The following is a 20,805-nucleotide window of genomic DNA, read 5'->3' on the forward strand; positions in this document are numbered from 1 at the left end:
ATGGACAAGGCGTACAAATATTTGGTGCAGGGTGTTCAGGACAAAAAGATCGACAGGCAGGTAGCCATTGACTTGATTAAGCTGCTCGAAACAGAAGCGGTAACGGATGCCGGCGATATTGCGATTATCGGCATGGCTGCCAAACTCCCGTCTGCGAGCACGATAGAGGAATTTTGGGAAGTTGTCGAAAGCGGCGTTGATTGCATTACCGGCTTTCCAGAAACGCGCAGCAGCGATATTAGCCGCTACCTTCGATTCAAGGGGGTGCCCGAGGAGGAAATCCGTTATAACAAAAGCGCTTATTTGCCGGAAATCGATAAATTTGATTATAAGTTTTTTAAGTTGTCCCCTCGTGAAGCAAGCTTGATGGACCCGTGCCAGAGAATGTTTCTGGAGACAAGCTGGCAGGCCGTTGAGGATGCGGGCTACGGAGGAAGCAGGCTGGAGGGCTCAAAGACAGGCGTGTTCGTCGGCTATGCCAGCAATTATAGGGACATGTACGCCAAGATGATTGAGGACATTGATCCTACTGCGCTTTCGATTGGTTTGGTCGGAAACTTGAACGCCGTCATCTCTGGCAGAATTTCTTATTTGCTCGATTTGAAGGGGACAAGCATGGTCATTGATACGGCTTGCTCCTCCTCGCTTGTTGCGATAGATTCGGCCTGCCAGGCGCTGCGCAGCCGCACTTGCGAAATGGCAATTGCTGGCGGCATCAACATTAATACGGTGCCGCTCAGCAAGGACTATATGCAGACCGGCATCGAATCGACCGACGGGGTGTCGCGGACGTTCGATAACCATTCGAACGGTTCTGGGGTAGGGGAAGGCATTGGCGCAATCGTGCTGAAGCCGCTAAAGGACGCCTTGAGAGATAAGGATGTCATCTATGCGGTCATTAAAGGGAGCGCCACCAATCAGGATGGAAGGTCCGCAGGACTTACCGCGCCAAACCCGCAAGCACAGACAGATGTTATTTTGCAGGCGTGGGAAAACGCCGGCATCGACCCGGAAACGATTGCTTATATTGAGACTCACGGTACCGGCACCAATTTGGGAGATCCGATTGAAATTCAAGGCATTCATTCGGCTTTCCGCAGGCATACGGGCAAAAAACAATTTTGCGCGGTCAGCTCTGTGAAAACGAATATTGGTCATTTAAGCGAGGCTGCTGGCATCGTAAGCGTCATAAAAGCCGTGATGGCTTTGCGGACAAAGCAGCTGCCGCCTTCGATCCATTTTAACCATCCGAATCGGTCTATACCGTTTGAAGACTCGCCGGTGTACGTAAGCGCAAAGCTGCGTGCTTGGGAAACGGATGGAGGACCGCGAAGATGCGGGGTAAGCGCCTTCGGCATCAGTGGAACGAACTGCCACGTTGTACTGGAGGAGGCTCCTGCACAAGCAGTCTCGGAGCAAAAGTCTGTGGCACCACGTTTGTTCACATTATCTGCCAAGTCGGAACAAGTACTGCTTGAATTAATTAGCCTCTATTCGGACTATTTGGCGCATAACGACCAGCTGAATTTAGATGAGGTTTGCTATACCGCAAATTCTGGCAGAGGCCATTACTCGCATAGGTTAGCGCTGCTTCCGTCAAGTATAGCGGATTTGCGGGACAAGCTCTTCAGTGCTCGTCTTGATGAAAGTGAAGGAGCGATATATTACGGGGCTCACCGGCTCATTGATTCCTCTAAGGAGGCGCTTGAAGCAAACGACTTGAAGGTGAAGGATCAGGAACGGCTAAGCGCAGAGGCGGCGGCTATAATAGCTGCTTACTGGGCTGAGCCGGATGCGCCGAGCAGCCTAATCGAGCAAGTAGCAGGGCTGTATGTCAAAGGCGCCGATGTGGATTGGGATTTGCTGGCTGGAGAAGTGAAGCCCTCAAAGGCAACGCTTCCTGCGTACCCTTTCGAGCGGAGCAGATGCTGGATCGATGCCCCGCTGCAGCAGCAAGTACAGTCCCCAGAAGAAGAAGAGCGTGGTCTATTTTACGGGTTTAACTGGAGAGCCGAGCAGCTGTCAGAGGATGCGGAGCGCGCACAAATGGCCGATGTGCTCATTATCGAGGACGAATTCCGTCCACCGTTTGTGCAGGCGACGATTGACAAGCTGCGGGAGCAAGGGCGAAATGTCATCGTAGCTTCCCTTGGGAGTAGCTTTGAGAGGATTGAAGCTAACCACTATACGCTTACGAGCAGTGAAGGCGATTACGACAAGCTGATGGCTGACCTGCTGGGGCGTCCCGTTACCCATATTTTGCATATGTGCGGACTATCCGAAAGGCTTGCTGCCGAAACGCTGGAGCAGCTGGAGCAAAGCCAGCAGTACGGGATATACAGCCTGCTCTATTTAACAAGATCGCTCATGAGGCACGACCCAAGATCAAAACGGCATATGCTGTTGTTTACGAAGCTGCTGCATGCGGCAACGGGGCAGGAAGCTGAATTAAGTCCTGAATGGGCAACGCTCGTTGGCTTAGGGAAAGTTATTCCACAGGAGTTTGCGCAAATCGCATGCAAAGCGGTTGATATTGACGACTTCACACAAGTGGAGGCCATCTGGCCGGAATTGGAGCATTTTACGAAGCAATATCACGTGTCTTACCGCGAAGGCTGTCGGTATACGGAGGAGTACGGCCCGATAGATCCGCTCAAGCTGGAGGAAGTTAGGGCGGAAATTCGCGATACCGGGGTTTACCTCATAACGGGCGGCACCGGAGGCATTGGGCTTGAAAACGCCAAGTATTTGGCCTCCAAGACAAATGTGAATGTTGCCCTTGTGAACCGTTCCCAGCTTCCTCCGAGGGAGGAGTGGGAAGCCGTTATTGCAGGCGGCGAGGACGCGGATACGATTCGTAAAATACAGAAGCTCCAGGAAATTGAAGCGCTGGGCGGCCGTATTACGCTCCATAGCGTAGATATAGCGGACTATGCAGCGATGGCGGCTCTCATCGGCGGGCTAAGGGAAGAGTTTGGACGAATTAACGGCATTATTCACGGTGCTGGTATAGCTGGTGCGGGCTATTTGTTCAAGAAGGATTTGAACATCTTCAAAAACGTGCTGCAGCCGAAAGTGGCGGGAACCTGGATATTGGATAGGCTTACCCGGCAAGATCAGCTCGACTTCTTCATTATGCACTCATCGGGCGTTTCGATGGTTGGAGAAGCTGGGCAGGGGGACTACGTTTCAGGAAACGCATATTTGGATGCTTTTGCTGCCTACAGGAGAAAAGAGGAGCGCCATGCGCTGGCGTTAAACTGGGTTTCCTGGAAGGAGGCGGGCATGTCCGTCCGCTTCGGCATTAACGTCGATTCCTTCTATAAGGCGCTACCTACCGTGCAAGCCATTGAAAGCATGGATATGGCGCTGCAGCGGAATATGACGAGGGTGCTCATCGGAGAAATGAACGAAAGTCCAGAATATTTGTCCTTGCTGATGGCATTTCCATTTGATTTAACGGAAGAGCTGAATGATCGGGTCAGCCGCTTGTTAAACGGAAATTTCGAACAGGAAGGGCATAAGATCATCTCCAATGGAAATTATGATGCCGCTATGCTCGACCAAGGCAGGCTGATTATTTTACCGAAAGGCAACAGCCCCGTGAGCAACAGCTCCAAGCCTTCGAAAGCCGAGCTTCGGGGCAAGCAGGGAGACGGCTATAATGCGGTCGAGCAGGAGGTAGCCAATATATTCAGCACCATTCTTGGCTATCCGGAAATCGACATCCATGATACTTTGTTCGAGCTCGGCGGGGACTCGCTGCTGCTGATGAGAATCCATAAATTGATTGAGACGGAGTATCCGGGCAAGGTGACGATCACCGACATGTTCGAGTTCCCTTCCGTTCAGCGGCTGGCGCAGCATATTAACAAAGAAGAGCAAGAGCAGCCAGTGGCTGCAGCTGCCAGTGACGTTCGTCAGGAAGCAAGGGACATATTCGAGAAGCTTGCGGAAGGCAATATGAGTCTGGAAGAAGCCATTCACGTTATTGAAGATCTGTAGGAAAAGAGGAGAATCGTGCAGAACAATATTTTTACATTTATCGTGAATCAGACGACAAGCGGCAACATCGACAAGGAAACGGCTGTTGAGATGATTGCCATGCTGAAGCAGGGCGGAGCAAAGGTGCAGGATGACATCGCCATAATCGGGATGTCTGCCAGGCTGCCGGGAGCCCAGGATATCCATGAATACTGGAACAATATTGAAAATGGGATAGATACGGTCAAGCAAATTCCGCAAAACCGTAAAAATGACACCGACGACTATATCAAGTTCAAGCAGCTTGATCAGGATAAAATCATTTATCCAGAATATGGTTATTTAGAGGATATTGACGGCTTTGATTATGAGTTTTTCCGCATGTCGCCAAGGGAAGCAAGCTTAACTGATCCGCATCAGCGTATTTTTCTGGAGCAGGCGTGGAAGGCAATTGAGGATGCCGGCTACGGTGGCGATAGACTGACAGGCAGCAAAACCGGCGTTTATCTCGGCTATACGCAAAGCCCGAAGGATCTGTATTGCAAAATGATTATGGATATTGATCCGACCTTGATACCGATTGCAACGGTGGGCAATATGCAGGCGATGGCGGCGACCCGCATCTCCTATTTGTTGAATTTGAAAGGGCCTGCACTTGTGGTAGATACGGCTTGCTCGTCGGCATTAGTAGCCATTGAGCTTGCCTGCCAAGCTATCAAGACAGGGCAATGCGATCAAGCTATCGCCGGCGGGATTAAGCTGAATATTATTCCAGTCGATGATGAAAACATTCGCATCGGCATTGAGTCGGGCGATTGGAGAACCCGGGCGTTTGACGATACGGCTGACGGATCGGGAGTTGGCGAAGGTGCTGGCGCATTGCTGCTTAAGCCTCTCAAGAAGGCGCTTAAGGACGGAGATCATATTTATGCCGTCATTAAAGGCAATGCCGCCAATCATGACGGCCAGACAGCAGGTATAACCGTGCCGAATCCGGCGTCACAAACCTCGGTCATCCAGCAGGCGTGGGAAGAATCGGGCATCGACCCGGAGACGCTTGATTATATTGAAACACACGGAACAGGCACGATTCTCGGTGATCCGATTGAAATTAGAGGCATTGAAGGCGCCTTTAAAAAATATACGAATAAAAAGCAGTTTTGCGCAATCAGCTCCGTCAAGACGAATATCGGACATTTAAGCGAGGCTGCAGGCATCGCGAGTATTGTCAAAATGGCGTTGTCGCTGAAATATAAGAAGCTGCCGCCAACGATCTATTTTCAAAAGCCGCATTCCTCTATCTCCTTCACGGATTCGCCTTTGTATGTCAATACGAAGCTTCGTGATTGGGAAACGGACGGGCATCCAAGACGAGGCGGGGTTAGCGGATTTGGCATGAGCGGCACGAACTGCCATCTTGTGCTGGAGGAAGCGCCAGAGCAAGCGAATGCAGAACCTTCGTCTGCGGGGCCAGAGGTGTTTACACTCTCGGCGAGAAGCAGCAAAGCGCTGCGGGAACTGCTGCAGCTGTACGATGAATATTTGCAGCAAAGCGGCGGTAATTCAACGCTTTCTAATATATGCTTCACGGCCAATACTGGTCGCAGTACCTACGCATACCGCCTTGCGCTAATGGCTGCTGATTTGGACGATTTGCATGTGAAAATCCGTGCTTGCTTGGAAGCTGATCTGGAGTCTTTTACGGCCCCATGGGCCTTCTATGGATTCCACCGTGTAGCCCGTGCCAACGCAGCGCCGAAACCAGGTGAAATCGATGAACAGGAGAAGCGCCATCTTGGCGGTGAGGCAGCGCAGCATTTAGAGAGCTGGATTGCATCTGGAAAATTGGATGAGCAGTCGCTTCACTCGCTTTGCTCCACTTATGCAAGCGGCGGCGATGTCAACTGGACCGAGCTTTATGAGGGAGAACGGAGACTGCGCGTCAGCCTGCCGACCTATGCGCTGCAAAATGCGCGCTGCTGGCTGGACTTTCCCGAGCTGGAAGCGTCAGAGGAAACGAAGGAGGATGGTCTTTACTTCGCGCCTGTATGGACGAAAGAGGAGCGTTCTGCCAAATCCGGAGAAGCTTTGACTGGTGCTGTCCTACTCATTGGTGGAGCAGGCGACAGCAAGCAAATGGCTGAAGCCCTGGAGGCAGCGTATGCAGGGGAACAGAGGGATACGATTCAGGTTTCGCTAGGAGAGGAATACATCCAGCATCATTCTGGCGCTTATACCATCCGCAACACGCAAGGCGATTATATTAGGCTTTTCGAAGACATTGGAGCGGGGACACTTCAGCAAATTGTCCATATGCTCAATTTGGATAGCAGCGGGCCAATCGACAGCGTAGAGCAGTTGGATGAGAGTCAAAAACGCGGACTATACAGCCTCTTCTATCTGTATAAGGCTTGGCTGCATACAAACGGAAAGCAGCAGCTTGACGTTGTTCTCCTAACAGACAGTGCCCAAGAAGTGAGCGGTGTGGAGACGCACATTCGTCCGGAACACGCGACCGCTATTGGCTTCGGCAAGGTTGTGAGCAAGGAGCATCCGCAGTTCAACGTTCGAAGCATTGATAGGGATCAGGAAACAGATGCGGGGCAGCTGAAGGAAGAGATTATGTATGGCACAGGTTCATCGCCTTATGCTGTTGCTTTCCGCGCAGGCAGCCGCTATATCGAGCAATTTGCTCAAATGGAGCTTGATCGCATGGCCGATGAGCCTGTAGCGATTAAGGAGCAGGGCGTTTATCTCATTACGGGAGGAACTGGAGGAATCGGCCTTGAGGTTGCCAAGTCGCTAGCCGCACGTGCAGCTTCTGTCAATCTGGTCCTCGTAAACCGGTCGGCGATGCCTGATCGGGAGCAATGGGATGCGATTGCTCAGACGGGGACGGATCTGCCGTCAATTCACAAGATTAACGCCATTCGCGAGTTGGAAGCAGCTGGAGCACAGATTAAGCTGTGTCAGGCAAATATTTCCGATGAGTCGGAGCTTAGAGCGATGCTTTCGGAAGTTCGCAGCGAGTATGGAAAAATTGACGGTATCGTTCACGGCGCTGGCGTCGCCATCGACCAGTTGCTGAAGGACAAGCAGGAAAACGTCATACGCGAGGTGCTCCTGCCTAAAGTGAACGGAACGTGGCTGCTTAATAAATGGACGGAGGAGGATCAACTTGATTTCTTCGTCATGTTCTCATCCGTGGCTACCATTTATTACGGATCAACCCAAAGCGATTATGTAGCGGCTAACGCTTATATGGATTCATTTACTCATTATCGAAGCAGGCAGGGCAAGAAGTCGCTGACGATTAACTGGACAACCTGGAAGGAAACCGGAATGGCGAAAAATAGCGGCGTTGCGGTAAGTACCATATTCCAGACGCTGCCAACATCGAGCGGTATTGAAGGATTTACTGCCTTGCTGAACAAGCAAAGCAGCAGAGCGTTAATCGGCAGCTTCAACTACGATCGGCTGGGCATTATATTGCTTGAGAAAGCGACGGTTAGACTGTCAGAGCCGCTGCAGCGCAGACTGGATTATTATAAGCAGCAGCTTGGCAGCTCTGGCTCCAGCAACAAGGCTGCGAAGCCGAAGGCGGCAGCAAAGAACGGCGAGGTGCAGCTGACCGGCCGTGATGGAGCAGCCTATAACGAAACCGAGAAGACGATTGCCGCGGTTTGCCAAAATGCGCTCGGTTATGCCGAAATCGACATTAACGACAACTTTTTCGAGCTTGGTGCCGACTCGATATTGCTGATGCGTATCCACGCTGAACTGGATAAGCGCTATACAGGCTTATTAACGGTTGCGGATATGTTTGAGCATACGACGATTTCCAAGCTGGCGGAATATATCGTAGAACAGGATGCTGAGAGCAGCATGCCTCAGCAGACGATCGCTGCGCGTGAAGCCTTGTCAACGGATAGCGATATTGCCGTAATCGGCATGTCTTTCCAGTTCCCTAAGGCGAGCACGAACGAGGAATTCTGGGGAGCGCTGCAAGCTGGCGTTGATAACGGCAGCGGCTATCCGGATGTACGAAGAAAAGATATGGAAAAATACGTTGCCTTCAAGGGCTGGCCGCTCAATGCGGTCGACTACGAGCAGGGCAGTTATTTGGACGAAATAGACAAGTTCGACTATCGCTTTTTCCGAATGTCACCGAAGGAAGCGAGCACGACTGACCCGAACCATCGTCTGTTTTTGCAGACGGCATGGCATGCCATTGAAGATGCGGGCTACGGAGGCAAAAAGATCTACGGCACGAAAACAGGGGTTTACCTCGGCTTCGCTTCCAATATGGTCTATTTCCATCGCTTCATTAGCGAGGTTGAGCCGCAGTCGGAAGGTGCTTCGCTAGTCGGCAATACCGCTTCGGTAGCAACAGGAAGGGTATCCTATCTGTTTGATTTGAAGGGCCCGAGCGTCGTTATCGATACAGCCTGTTCTTCCTCCTTGACCTCCGTGCATTTAGCCTGCAAATCGATACGCATGGGCGACTGCGAAATGGCGATTGCCGGCGGGGTACGGCTGAATATGATGCCTATATTCCGCAAAGGCTCGCCAAGAGGCATCGGCATGGAGTCGGGTGACGGCAAAACAAGGGCGTTTGATGAGCTCTCCGAAGGCACGGGAACAGGCGAAGGGGTAGGAGCGATTCTGCTAAAGCCGCTTCAGAAGGCGATCGAGGATCGGGACAATATTTATGCTGTCATCAAGGGAAGCGCATCGAATCAAGATGGAAGCTCCGCTGGCTTGACCGCACCAAACCCGGCTGCTCAGGAGGAAGTCATTATTCAGGCATGGGAAGATGCCGCTATTGATCCTGAGACGGTTACGTATATTGAAACACATGGAACGGGCACCCAATTGGGAGATCCGATTGAAATTCAGGGTATTGGGCGCGCATTTAAACGCTATACCCAGAAGAAACAATTTTGCGCGGTCGGATCATCAAAAACGAATTTGACGCATTTATCGGAGGCTGCGGGCATCGCGGGCGTGATTAAAGCGGTTTTGACGCTCAAAAACAAGGAGCTGCCGCCAAACCTTTATTTTAACCGCCCGAACCGAAAAATCGACTTTATGAACTCACCAGTATACGTCAATGCAACCCGTAAATTATGGGAGACGGAAGGCCATCCGCGCAGATGCGGTGTGAGCGGCTTCGGCATGAGCGGAACGAACTGCCATGTCGTTATGGAAGAGTATTTGGGAGCTGAAACCCTGCTTCTGCAGGGCGAAGAGGGGCTTAGCCTCCGTCCGCAGCTGTTTACACTCTCCGCACTGACGGAAACTGCGCTTCGGCGCCTGGTCAGCCAATATAAATCGCAGCGTTTTGGCGATGGTTCAGCTGCTGCCTTCCGCAATGCTTGTTATACGGCCAACACTGGACGTGGCCACTACGCGCACAGGCTGATTCTTATCGTTAACGATGTGGACGATTTCAACCGGAAGCTTAGTGAGGTGGACGAATACGGGTTCGACAACCTAAAACAGCCTTGGTTGTACTATGGCTACCACAAAATCGTATCGGAAACGAAAGCGAAAAAATCCGAGGGCGAAATTTCGGAAAGCCAGCGGATAAGCATGACGAAGCAGTTCGGACAATTGGTCGACGATTATGTAGATGGGGAACGCTCTGATGACACCAGCCTGCCGCACATTTGCGAGCTTTATGTACAAGGTGTAGAAACCGATTGGGAGCCATTCTACTTCGGTGAAGAGCTGCACCGGATCAGCCTCCCGACCTATCCGTTCGAACGTGAACGCTGCTGGGTTGAGATTCCCGAATACGAGCAAGCTGTGACAGAAGTAACGGCTGGCGGCTTGTATTACGGGGGACAGTGGGTAAGGCAGGAGCAGCTAATGGCCGAGCAGACTACACAGGCTGGACCAGTTCTCATCTTTATGGACGAGAAGGGCTTAGGACAATCGCTCGCTGATGAGTGGAACCGGAAGGGAACCGAGACCGTTCAAGTTTATTTGCGAAAGCAGTATGCCAAGCTGGATGATGGCAGCTATCACATAAGTGGTACGGTGGAAGATTATGTGAAGCTGCTGAGGGATAATAAGGGCAGAACCTGGAGCAAAATGATCCACCTGTTCAGCATCGTGCCGGAAGGCATGGCGGTAGACTGGAACGGCTTTAATGAGACGCAGTATAGAGGCGTCTACAGCCTGTTTTACTTATCCAAAGCGGTAGCCCAGGTGGGGTTAAGCGCTGTAACCGATACGGTTATTATATCGGATCATGTAGATGTTGTAAGCGGCCGCGAATCCCGTGTCAATCCATGGAATGCACCGCTCCTGGCACTTGGAAAATCCGCAAGGCAAGAGCTGCCGAGCATGCTGTGTCGCGCTATTGATATTGATGAAGCGACGAGTTTGGAGACGGTCATGCGCGAAATATTGGCAGCACCGTCGTATTATATGGTCGCTTTCCGCGACAATGAGCGGTATGCCGAAATTTTCAAAGAATACCGTGTACAAGAAGCAAACGAGCAGCCGATCGAAGTTAGGGAAGAAGGGATATATCTCATTACGGGCGGCACAGGCGGCATGGGAATTGAGACGGCCAGATATTTGGCAGCGAGAAAGCAAGTCAACATTGCGCTCATTAACCGTACGCCTTTGCCAGATAAAGGGACATGGGATGATATTATCGACCGCAACAGCAGAACCGACCGGAAGGCTATTCAGAGAATGAAAGCCGTTCGCGAGATTGAAGCAATGGGTGCTCATGTCGAATGCTACAGTCTTGATATCGCCAATTTGCAACAAATGGAAGAGTTGGTTGGCGGGCTGCGAGAACGTTATGGACGCATTAACGGTATCGTCCATGGCGCCGGTGTAGGCGGCGATGGCTTCCTTTATTTGAAGGAAGAGCAGGTGTTCAACGAGGTTGTTCATCCGAAGGTGTTTGGGACATGGATTCTCGACAAGCTGACCGAGCAGGATCGACCAGATTTCTTCCTGATGTTCTCCTCCATGAGCTCGCGTTTTGCAGTGCCAGGGCAGGGAGATTACTGCGCAGCTAATACGTTTTTGGATGCATTTGCCAAACACAAAACGTTGAACCAGCAAAAAGCGCTGTCCATCAACTGGGTCGCTTGGAAGGAAACAGGCATGGCCGTAGAGTTTGGCGTCAATGCAGACGGAGCCTTCAAGGCGCTGCCTACTGCAGTGGCCATGCGCGGTCTGGACGAAGCTTTGAACCGGAGCGTATCGAACGTTCTTATCGGGGAGCTCAACTACGGCTCGGATCTGCTGTGGGAGCTTGGTCTCGTTCCGCAGCTGCTGGATGCGCCGATAGACGCTGCTATAACGGGGTCCCAGAAGCGCTGGGAGGCAAGGCAGCTGGCTTCGCAAAGACGTTTCGAAGGAGAAATCAAGCTTACGGGAAAAGACGGGGAATACACCGATCTGGAAACGAAGCTGGCGGAAATCTACTGCGAGGTACTTGGCTTTAATGAAATCGATATGGACGATAATTTCTTCGAGCTTGGCGGCGACTCGATTTTACTTGGCAGAGTTCATGCTTCTTTGGAAAAGCATTATCCGGGCAAGGTTAGATTGCTGGATTTGTTCGAATACACCTCCGTCAGCAAGCTGCAGCAGTACATGCGGGAGGATGAAGAGGAGCAGGATACAGCAGGCACAGAAGCTCTGGAACATCTTGCGTACGACCGCGAAATGTCGCAAGTATTGCAGCAGGTAAGTGCTGGCGCCAGCTTGGAGGAGGATACGAAGCGGTTAATGGAGGAACTGGACAAGGGTACGCTTTCCATTGAACAGGCGATTGACCAGTTGACGAAGACCGGACAAGACAGCAGCGAAGCAAGGAAAAAGTAATTGGCGCAGCAAATTTGGACGCCCGGAGGGTAAAAGGCTATGGATAAGCTGTACCACTATATTCTCAAGAGAGCTACCGAAGGAAAAATCGAAAAAGAAGATGCGATTCGCATGGTCACACTGCTTAGGCAGGCACAGGCAGAGCAAGAGGATAACCGCAAGGAGGACATCGCCATTATTGGGATGGCCTCCCATATAGCGGGAACCGACTCCTCAGAGGAGTTCTGGCGGCAAATCGCCTCTGGCGTTGATTTAATAGGCGCCTTTCCGCAAGAAAGAAGCGCAGACATTGACGGCTATCTGACCAACATGCTGGATGAAATGGGCTGGGAATTAAAATATTCCCCTGGTGCTTATATGCACGATATCGCTTCCTTCGATTATGGCTTTTTCCGCATAACGCCGAATGAGGCTGCACTGATGGATCCGTCCCAGCGTATATTTTTGCAAACGGCCTGGGAAGCCATTGAGGATGCGGGCTATGGCGGGAATAAGCTTGTTGGAAGTCATACAGGCGTATATGTGGGCTACTCCAGCAGCTCAAGCTATCATTCCATGATACTGGAAACGGAGCCGGAATCAGCGGCAACGGCATTGACAGGCAACATTGCCGCCATGCTTCCGACGAGAATTTCCTACATGCTTGATTTGAAGGGGCCTACGCTTATTTTGGATACGGCCTGCTCCTCCTCATCGGTTGCCATTCATCTAGCGAGCAAGGCCATTCATAATGGCGACTGCAAAATGGCGATTGCGGGCGGCATCAGGCTCAATCTTCTGCCTATCGACAACTCCGGTCTGAAGCTGGGTGTTGAGGCGGTGGATGGACGGACGCGGACGTTTGATGCAGAAGCCGAGGGCGCTGGCTGGGGAGAAGGCAGTGCTGCTGTTCTGCTAAAGCCGCTAAGCCAGGCTGTAAAGGATGGGGACCGGATTTATGCGGTTATTAAAGGCAGCGCCATTAATCAGGATGGCACTTCAATCGGCATAACCGCTCCCAATTCGGCTGCCCAAGCCGAGGTTCTGCTTAAAGCGTGGAAGGACGCTGGCATCGATCCCGAGACGCTTTCCTACATTGAAGTGCATGGCACAGCCACGAGGCTTGGCGATCCGCTCGAAATTGAAGGGCTGTATAGGGCCTTCAAAAAGCATACGAACCGGAAGCAGTTTTGCGCAGTCAGCACGGTTAAGACCAACGTAGGCCACTTGTACGAATGCGCCGGCATTGCCGGCGTTATCAAGGGCGCTATGTCGTTAAAGCATCGCAAAATACCGGCTACTGCCCATTTCAACCGCCCGAATGGGGCGATTAGCTTCAGTGATTCGCCGGTCTACGTCAACACCCAATTGCGGGAGTGGGAAGCTGCCGAGCATCCGCGCAGATGCGGCATCAGCGCCTTTGGCCTGAGCGGAACCAATTGCCATATCGTTCTGGAGGAGTATGTTCCACCGCAGCAGCCGGAGCAGGCCGAGGATGTCTACGCTGGCATGCCCCATGTCCTTGCGATATCGGCCAAAAGCATGGCGCCGCTGCTTGGAATCGTATCTCGCTACGAGCAGTTCTTAAACCGGGAGGCACAAATCCCGCTTCGGGATTTATGCTATACGGCTAGCACCGGCAGAGGCCATTATGCGCACCGCATTGCTATCATTTTCGAGAATGCCGCTGACTTAAGGCGCAAAATTGCTCTTATGGCGAGCAATGCTCTTGAAGAAAGCATTCACAATGATATGCACTACGGCAGACATAAGGTCGTCTCGGGAAATAAGCAGGTATTGGCTGAAAATGAAATTAAGAAGCCGCAGCATGCGGAACTGACACGCACCGCCTCCGAGAAGGTTCGGCAGTTCATCGGCACTGGCAAAACGGATAAGCAGCTGCTTCAAGACATTGGCAGCCTGTATGTCCGCGGTGCGGATGTCAATTGGGAGGAGCTGTATCAGGGCGAAGCCCGCCGCAAAACGTATGCGCCAACCTACGCCTTTGAGAAACAGCGCTGCTGGCTAGAGCTTAATATGCCGCAGCGGAGCGGCAAAGACGGGACTGAAGATACGCTGCTCTACGCCATGCAGTGGCGCAAGTGCAGCAGAATCCCCGTGCCTTCCGGCATTGAAGGAGCAGCCGTCATATTTATGGATCGGGCGGGAGTCGGACAGTCAATAGCAGCATCTTTGCGGGAAAGCGGCAGGCAGGTGATCGAGGTGGAGCTTGCGGAGGACGATGTGCCCTTTGGCTGCACGGCCAGCTCAAGCGCCGAAGGCTACCGAATTGACGGAACAAAGGCAAGCTATTTCCAGCTTATGCAGGCATTGAAGGATGAGCCATTTGGCCAAATCATTCACCTGTTAGCGCTGAACACACAGGACGTCAGCGATACGCTGGAGATGCTGAAGCGGCGGCAGACAAGCGGTGCCTATAGCCTGTTTTATTTAATAAAAGCGCTGGTGCAGGCGGAAATCCAGCAGCCAATTGCGCTGCATATCCTCACTAGCAATGCTGTAGAGGCTACAGGCGCTGAGAAGCTGCTTATTCCCGATCATGCTCCTATATACGGCATGGGCAAGGTTATCGCCAAGGAGCTGCCCGATGTTGCCTGCAAATTTATCGATATAGAGGAATCGGCGGTGCACGAACAGCTTATGGGAGAGCTTCAGGCGATTGACGTGTACGGAGTTGCGCTTCGAAATGGCGACAGATACACCGAAATATTTGCCGAGCTGCCAAGCGAGCAGCTAGAAACTAGCCAAGGCTTGAACTTGCAGGAGCAAGGAGTATACCTGATTACTGGCGGACTAGGCGGCATTGGGCTGGAAATGGCGAGATGGTTTGCAGCTCAGAGCAAGGTCAATTTAGCTTTAATTAGCCGAACTCCGCTGCCGCCGCGCGCGGAATGGCAGGCTGTTCTTGATGGCAGCAGCGCTTCGGAAAAGCTGAGAAAGCGGCTTCTTACGGTGAAGGAGCTGGAGCTGCTGGGAGCCACGGTAGAATGCATCGGTGCCGATGCAGCCGATTATGGCGCTATGGAGCAGGTTATCGCTGATTTGAAAAGCAAGTATGGGCAAATACGGGGTATCGTGCACGGTGCAGGCATCTCAAACGACGGGCCGCTTGCTGACAGAGGCGATGATATGTTCGAGGCCATCTATGCACCGAAGGTGTACGGTACTTGGGTGCTCGATAAGCTTACGCAAGACCAGCAGTTAGATTTTTTCATTATGTTCTCGTCGGTCGCGACCATATTCAGCGCCTTTGGGCAAGGGGATTATGCGGCGGCTAACGCTTATTTGGATGCTTATGCGCCTTATCGTCAAAGAAGAGGCGGACGTACGATTACGGTAAACTGGACGACGTGGAAGGAAACCGGAATGGCCTTTGACGGCGGACACGTATTCGATACGATTTTTAAGACGCTGCCGACCGAGCAAGGGCTTGAAGGTTTTGCAAAACTGCTGAAGAGCGGTGTGAGCAGAGCGTTAGTTGGGCAAATCCACTATGACGGGGCAGGAGCGATGCTGCTTGAGCGCTCCGGTGTAGCTTGCTCCGATTCGATTCGGAAGCGGATTGCGGCGAAGAAAGACAGCAAACGCAAGCCAAGCGGCCACAGTGGACAAAAGAAGCAACGCAGTGCGGACGGTGTGGTCCTGCTTGGCCGGGAGGCTGGCAGCTACTCGGAGCTCGAGCAGAAGCTTGCCTTATGCTGTAAGCTTGTCCTCGGCTATGAGGAGATTGACATCTATGACAACTTCTTTGAAATGGGCGCGGATTCACTCGTATTAATGAAGCTCCAGGGCGAGATCGAGACGCACACATTCGAATCGGTGTCCATCAGCGATTTATTCGAACATACGACCATCGTTCAACTGGCGGAGCACCTGCAAAAGCAAACCGCCAGCCTTGGACCTGTCCGCTCCGGCCAGTATCCTCCTATGCAGAAGGCGGGTGCAAAGCCGTATTATCCAGCTTCCCACGCCCAGAAGCGCATGTTCCTTGGCTTTAAACGGGAACCGCAGCTGACAAGCGCCAATCAGTTTAGAGTTTCAGTGCTGAACATCCGGGTGGAGCCTGAGCGGATGGAGCTGGCTGTACGCCGCATGATTGACAGGCATGAGGTGCTGCGAACAGCCGTTACGAGCATAGAAGGGGAAATTGTCCAAGTGATCAGCGGACAAGTCCCATTTGAGATGGGTTATTGGGAAGCTGGAGAGGCCGAGGCTAAAGACATTATTAATCGGTTTAAGCAGCCGTTTAATTTGAATGAACCGCCGTTTTTCCGGTTGGGCCTTGTGAAGGTAGAGGAGGCAAAATATTACCTGCTTTACGATGCCCACCACATTATTACGGATGGAGTATCGATGGAAATATTCATGAGGGAGCTTGTGCAGCTGTACAAGGGCGAAACGCCGCCTGCCCTGCCTTATCAATACAAGGACTATGTGGAGTGGCAGCTCGCCTTCGCGCAGACGGAGCAAATGAAGCGCCAGCAGCATTACTGGGAAGAGATGTTTGCGGGCGAAATTCCCGTGCTGCGTCTGCCGACAGATCAGCCAAGACCCGAGCATTTTGTTTTTGAAGGCGGTTTAGTGATGAGCTTGGCTGACCGCGAACTGACGGAGAAGCTGAAACAGCTGGCAAGCTTATCAGGAACGACGATGTATATGCTGCTGCTCGCCGCTTATGCCGTGCTGCTGTCCAAATATTCTGCGCAAGACGACCTTGTCATCGGATCACCGGTTACAGGACGGCCAAAGCGGGAAATGGACAGAATTCTCGGCATGTTTATCAATATGATGGCGATGCGGGTTAGTCCCCGCAAGGAGCTCACTTTCTTGAGCTGCCTAGAGCATATTAAAGCAAGCGCTGTACAGGCTTTCGACAACCAGGATTACCCGTTGGACGAGCTGATCCAGCAGTTGAACGTGAAGAGAAGCGCGAACCGCCACCCGCTGTTCGATACGGTGTTTATTTATCAAAATGTGGCTGTTGATGAAAGAGCGATTGGCCATTCTATCGATGAGATTTACAATCTGACCGATTATGAACTGACGCTGGAGGCGATGGAGCAGGGCGGAATGCTTCGACTTCGGCTGGAGTACAATTCGCGGCTTTATTATATGCAAACAGCGGAGCGGATGTTGGAGGATTACATGAGCATTCTTGATGCGATCACCAAGAAGCCCGATATCCTTTTGCAAAATATTGAACTGTCCAGCAGCAAAACCGATGTGCCTTTATATGAGGATGATGAGGAAATTTCCTTTAATTTATAGGCGCCTGTGCCATCAAGCATGTAGAAAAGAAGGGAGGGAATGAATATGGATTCCTATTCGGAAAATATGCTATTGACGAGTGGCAAGTGGCAGGAGGAACGGGAGTATTGGCTCAGCAAGCTCGATCCTTCAGCTGAGCCGACTGCCTTTGAGGGCGATCTGAAAGATGCAGGCTTGCGTCAGGGAGCGGTAGATTTGATCAAGGGCCCGATTCCGCCTGCTTTAACTGAAAGGCTGCTGTCCGTTTGCAGGAACTCCCAGCAAGGCCTGTATGCGTTTTTGCTGTCAGGTGCGCTCTATATGCTTCATCGATATACAGGTGAGCAGATCGTGACCGCTGGAATGCCATCCGGACAACAAACGGCAGAAAGCACAGCTCCCAACCGGTTGATCGCCCTGCAGGTTCCTATTGATGAAGCGTCGTCCTTCAAGGAATATTTACAGCGCGTTGGCCAAACGGTGCAGGAGGCGAGGAAGTACAAGCATATTCCTTTTCCAGCTATCATCAGGCTGCTTAAGCAGGACCCCGAAGCCGTTGTCCATGCTTTTAAAACAGTCGTTGCGCTGAATACACTGCATGCACCCATATACATGCAGGACTCGAAAGCATCGGTTACCTTTTATTTCATGATGGAAGGCAATCGCCTTCAATTGGAGCTGCTTTATGAACGTTCCATGTATTCGCAGCGATACATGGAACGACTTTTCAACCACTTTGTGGGCTTTCTCAGCGAGGTGCTTCATAGTACCGATAAGCTGCTGAACCAGATAAGCATGCTTTCACAGGAGGAAATGGACGCGCTTGATCGGTTTAATCTGGCACCTGTACCTTATCCAAAGGATAAAACGGTACAGGAGCTGTTTGACAGTCAAGCCATGCATACGGCAGATTGGACCGCCTTGCGTTTTGACGGGAATGAGCTTTCTTACGGGGAGCTTAAAGATCGCTCGGACCGGCTAGCTTGCCTGCTTCGCAGCAAGGGGATTGGCAGGCAGCGGGTTGCCGCTGTCATGACGAATCGCTCTTTGGAAATGATGGTTGCTATTTTGGCGGTGCTCAAGGCTGGGGGTGCCTATCTGCCCATTGACCCAACTTATCCGCCAGACCGGATCAAGCATATGCTGGCCGACAGCGGGGCGGGCGTACTGCTTACACAGGATGGACTAATCAGCCATGTTGATTTTCAAGGGGAAACCGTAAATCTCGACGATAGACGGGTATATGGACAATTCGATCCGCTGCTGTCTAATGTGAACGACCCGGAGGATGCTGCTTACTTAATTTATACATCCGGCTCTACTGGCCTGCCGAAAGGTGTGCTGGTTCCGCACAAGGCAGTTGTGAATTTTATTACGGGCATTACAACCCGAATCCCTGCCTTCACCGGAGGAAAAACAATTGCTGCCGTTACAACGCTTTGCTTCGATATATTCGTGCTGGAGACGCTCCTGCCGCTGACACAAGGTCTGGTTGTCGTCATTGCGGGCGAAGAGGAGCAGCAAAATCCAGCCTTACTCCAGCGGTGGCTGAAGCATAATCGGATCGAGCTGCTGCAGGCGACGCCTTCCCGGATTCAACTGCTGCTGAACGATAACGGGGCGGAAGCAGGCATGGATCAAATAACGACGCTTATGGTAGGCGGGGAAGCTTTCCCGGATGAGCTGCTTCACCAGCTTCGAGAAAGGTGCAGAGGGGCAAGTATATACAATATGTACGGTCCAACAGAGACGACGGTGTGGTCCTCTGTCAAGGATGTGACGAGTGCGAGCAGCATAACGCTGGGGGCACCCATCGCCAATACGCAAATGTATATTGTTGATTCGCATCTTCGTTTGCTGCCGGAAGGCGTGGCTGGGGAGCTGTGCATCGCTGGAGATGGCGTAGCTATCGGCTACTGGAACCGGGAGGAGCTGACTGCCGATAGATTCGTTCCGTGCCCTTATGGAAGCGGAAGCGGCGGGAAAATGTACCGGACAGGCGATCTGGCAAGGCGGCTGCCTGACGGGGACATCGAATTTCTGGGGCGTATCGATCATCAGGTGAAAATCAGGGGCTTTAGAGTCGAGCTGGGCGAGATAGAGTCTGCACTTTTGAGCATGGAGCAGATTAAAGCCGCCGTTTGCATTGCGCAGGAGGACAGCATGGGGAGCCCCATTCTTTGCGCCTACTACGTATCCTCGGCCGTTCTGCTCGCGGATGTCATAAGAAGCGCAATAGCTTCCCGGCTTCCCGATTATATGCTGCCTTCGTTCTATATTCCGCTGAGTGAGCTTCCGTATACGCCAAACGGAAAAATAGACCGAAAGCAGCTGCCCAGTCCTTATGAAGCGGTCAGCGGATTATTCATCGGCGAGCCGCCAGCAGATGAACAGGAGGAGAAGCTGCTGCTCATTTGGAAGGCTGTGCTGGAGCTAGAGACGATTGGCGTAACCGACGATTTCTTTAATATCGGCGGACATTCGCTCAAAGCATTGAAGCTGGAGGTCGAGCTGGAGAAAGCGGGATTGTCCTTTGAAAGCGAGGATATTTACCGTTACCCGACAATTAGGGGCTTCCTGAGGAGGATGAACGGTGAAGCAGCAGCGCCTTTTGCTCACAGGAGCCAAGCGGCAGCTGGATCTGATGCATTCGCTAGTGCAGCAATGATGACGCTGAGGCATGTTGAGCGAATCAAACCGTTTAACGATTTATTTTACAAGGAATGTTTCTATCACTCGCTGTTTCCGATTCTATCCTACTACCAGCAAAGTCTATTGCCTATTCTCGCTAATGATACGGTCATCTATCGCTATGACGAGGACACGGTCCACTTTCAGGTAGATTATGCAGCGGCAAAGCCATTAGAGCAGCTTTTGCTTGGAATAGGCATTGGGATGGAAACGAGAGAGGTCGGCCATTCCGTAATCGAGGAACTCAAACGAGCGGTTCTCAGCCATAAGCCGGTCATTGTGCGAATTGACTGCTACTACGCCTCAGACCGGACGGAAACGTACCAAAAGAGGCATTGGCCGCATTCCTGGCTCGTATTCGGCTTTGATGACAGCACGCAGATGTTCGGCGTTATTGAGCATGACCATATCGAAAGGCTGACCTATGAGAAGAGATGGGTGAGCTACGAGGATACGCTGCAGGGCCATCTTGGTTTTATGGACCATTTTGGCAGCGAAACGCCTGTTTATTATGAATTTTCAGCTGTCACTTCTGATGGTGTAGGGTCTACACCTGATAGCTTGCTAGAAACGACTGCTTCCGCCGCTGCACATAGGCAGCAGCTTCTGGAAGGCAGCCTGCATGCGCTGTGCAGATTTCTGGAAAAGGTTAAACAAGCTCTACAGGCTGGGCAGCTGATTAAGGATTATGGCGAAAGCTTGCTTGATACGCTTAATCAAATCGTAAATGCCAAGCTCGTAGACCACTATCGTTATGAGCAATTAGCCGGTGGGTATTTGGAGCTTCAGAGCGCGGTTGTGAATAGCCTGGAAGCTTGGAAGCAAGTCCGGTCCCTAGTGGCCAAAGCGGTTTTTTCCACCAAATTAAGCGCACAGGCTGCGGTTGAACTGAACGTGCAGCTCGACGCGGCACTTGCTCTGGAGCGGGAATACGCGGCAAAGCTCGTAGTCATGCATCCCCAGACCCTTGAGCTGGAAGGCAGCCAATCGACTTACTAGGCAGCATTTTGCTAGCAAGCGGAT

At 51.9% G+C, this 20,805-nt stretch carries 4 protein-coding genes; all 4 read left to right on the forward strand.

What is annotated here, in order from left to right; all coding sequences use genetic code 11:
* Genes MHB80_RS14045 through MHB80_RS14060 form a run of 4 tightly spaced genes read left to right on the forward strand, consistent with a single transcriptional unit; the run spans position 1 to position 20,781 of the window.
* Positions 1-4,005: an SDR family NAD(P)-dependent oxidoreductase gene (locus tag MHB80_RS14045; protein ID WP_341282700.1), complete on the forward strand. Its 4,005-nt coding sequence runs from the start codon at positions 1-3 to the stop codon at positions 4,003-4,005.
* 15 nt (positions 4,006-4,020) lie between these two features.
* Positions 4,021-11,844, forward strand: coding sequence for an SDR family NAD(P)-dependent oxidoreductase (locus MHB80_RS14050; protein ID WP_341282701.1), 7,824 nt, complete (start codon positions 4,021-4,023; stop codon positions 11,842-11,844).
* 39 nt (positions 11,845-11,883) lie between these two features.
* Positions 11,884-17,112 (forward strand): SDR family NAD(P)-dependent oxidoreductase, encoded by a 5,229-nt coding sequence (locus MHB80_RS14055; RefSeq protein WP_341282702.1) that lies wholly within the window; start codon positions 11,884-11,886, stop codon positions 17,110-17,112.
* A 45-nt stretch (positions 17,113-17,157) separates the two neighbouring features.
* Positions 17,158-20,781, forward strand: a complete 3,624-nt coding sequence (locus tag MHB80_RS14060) for a non-ribosomal peptide synthetase (protein ID WP_341282703.1) — start codon at positions 17,158-17,160, stop codon at positions 20,779-20,781.
* The last annotated feature ends 24 nt before the right edge of the window (positions 20,782-20,805 follow it).

This window comes from Paenibacillus sp. FSL H8-0537 (genome assembly GCF_038051995.1).
Classification (GTDB): Bacteria; Bacillota; Bacilli; order Paenibacillales; family Paenibacillaceae; genus Pristimantibacillus.

What these genes read in the sequence shown, in the direction of transcription:
- MHB80_RS14060 (WP_341282703.1), top strand. Translation starts at nt 17,158, where the DNA reads ATGGATTCCTATTCGGAAAATATGCTATTGACGAGTGGCAAGTGGCAG.
- MHB80_RS14045 (WP_341282700.1), top strand. Translation starts at nt 1, where the DNA reads ATGGACAAGGCGTACAAATATTTGGTGCAGGGTGTTCAGGACAAAAAG.
- MHB80_RS14055 (WP_341282702.1), top strand. Translation starts at nt 11,884, where the DNA reads ATGGATAAGCTGTACCACTATATTCTCAAGAGAGCTACCGAAGGAAAA.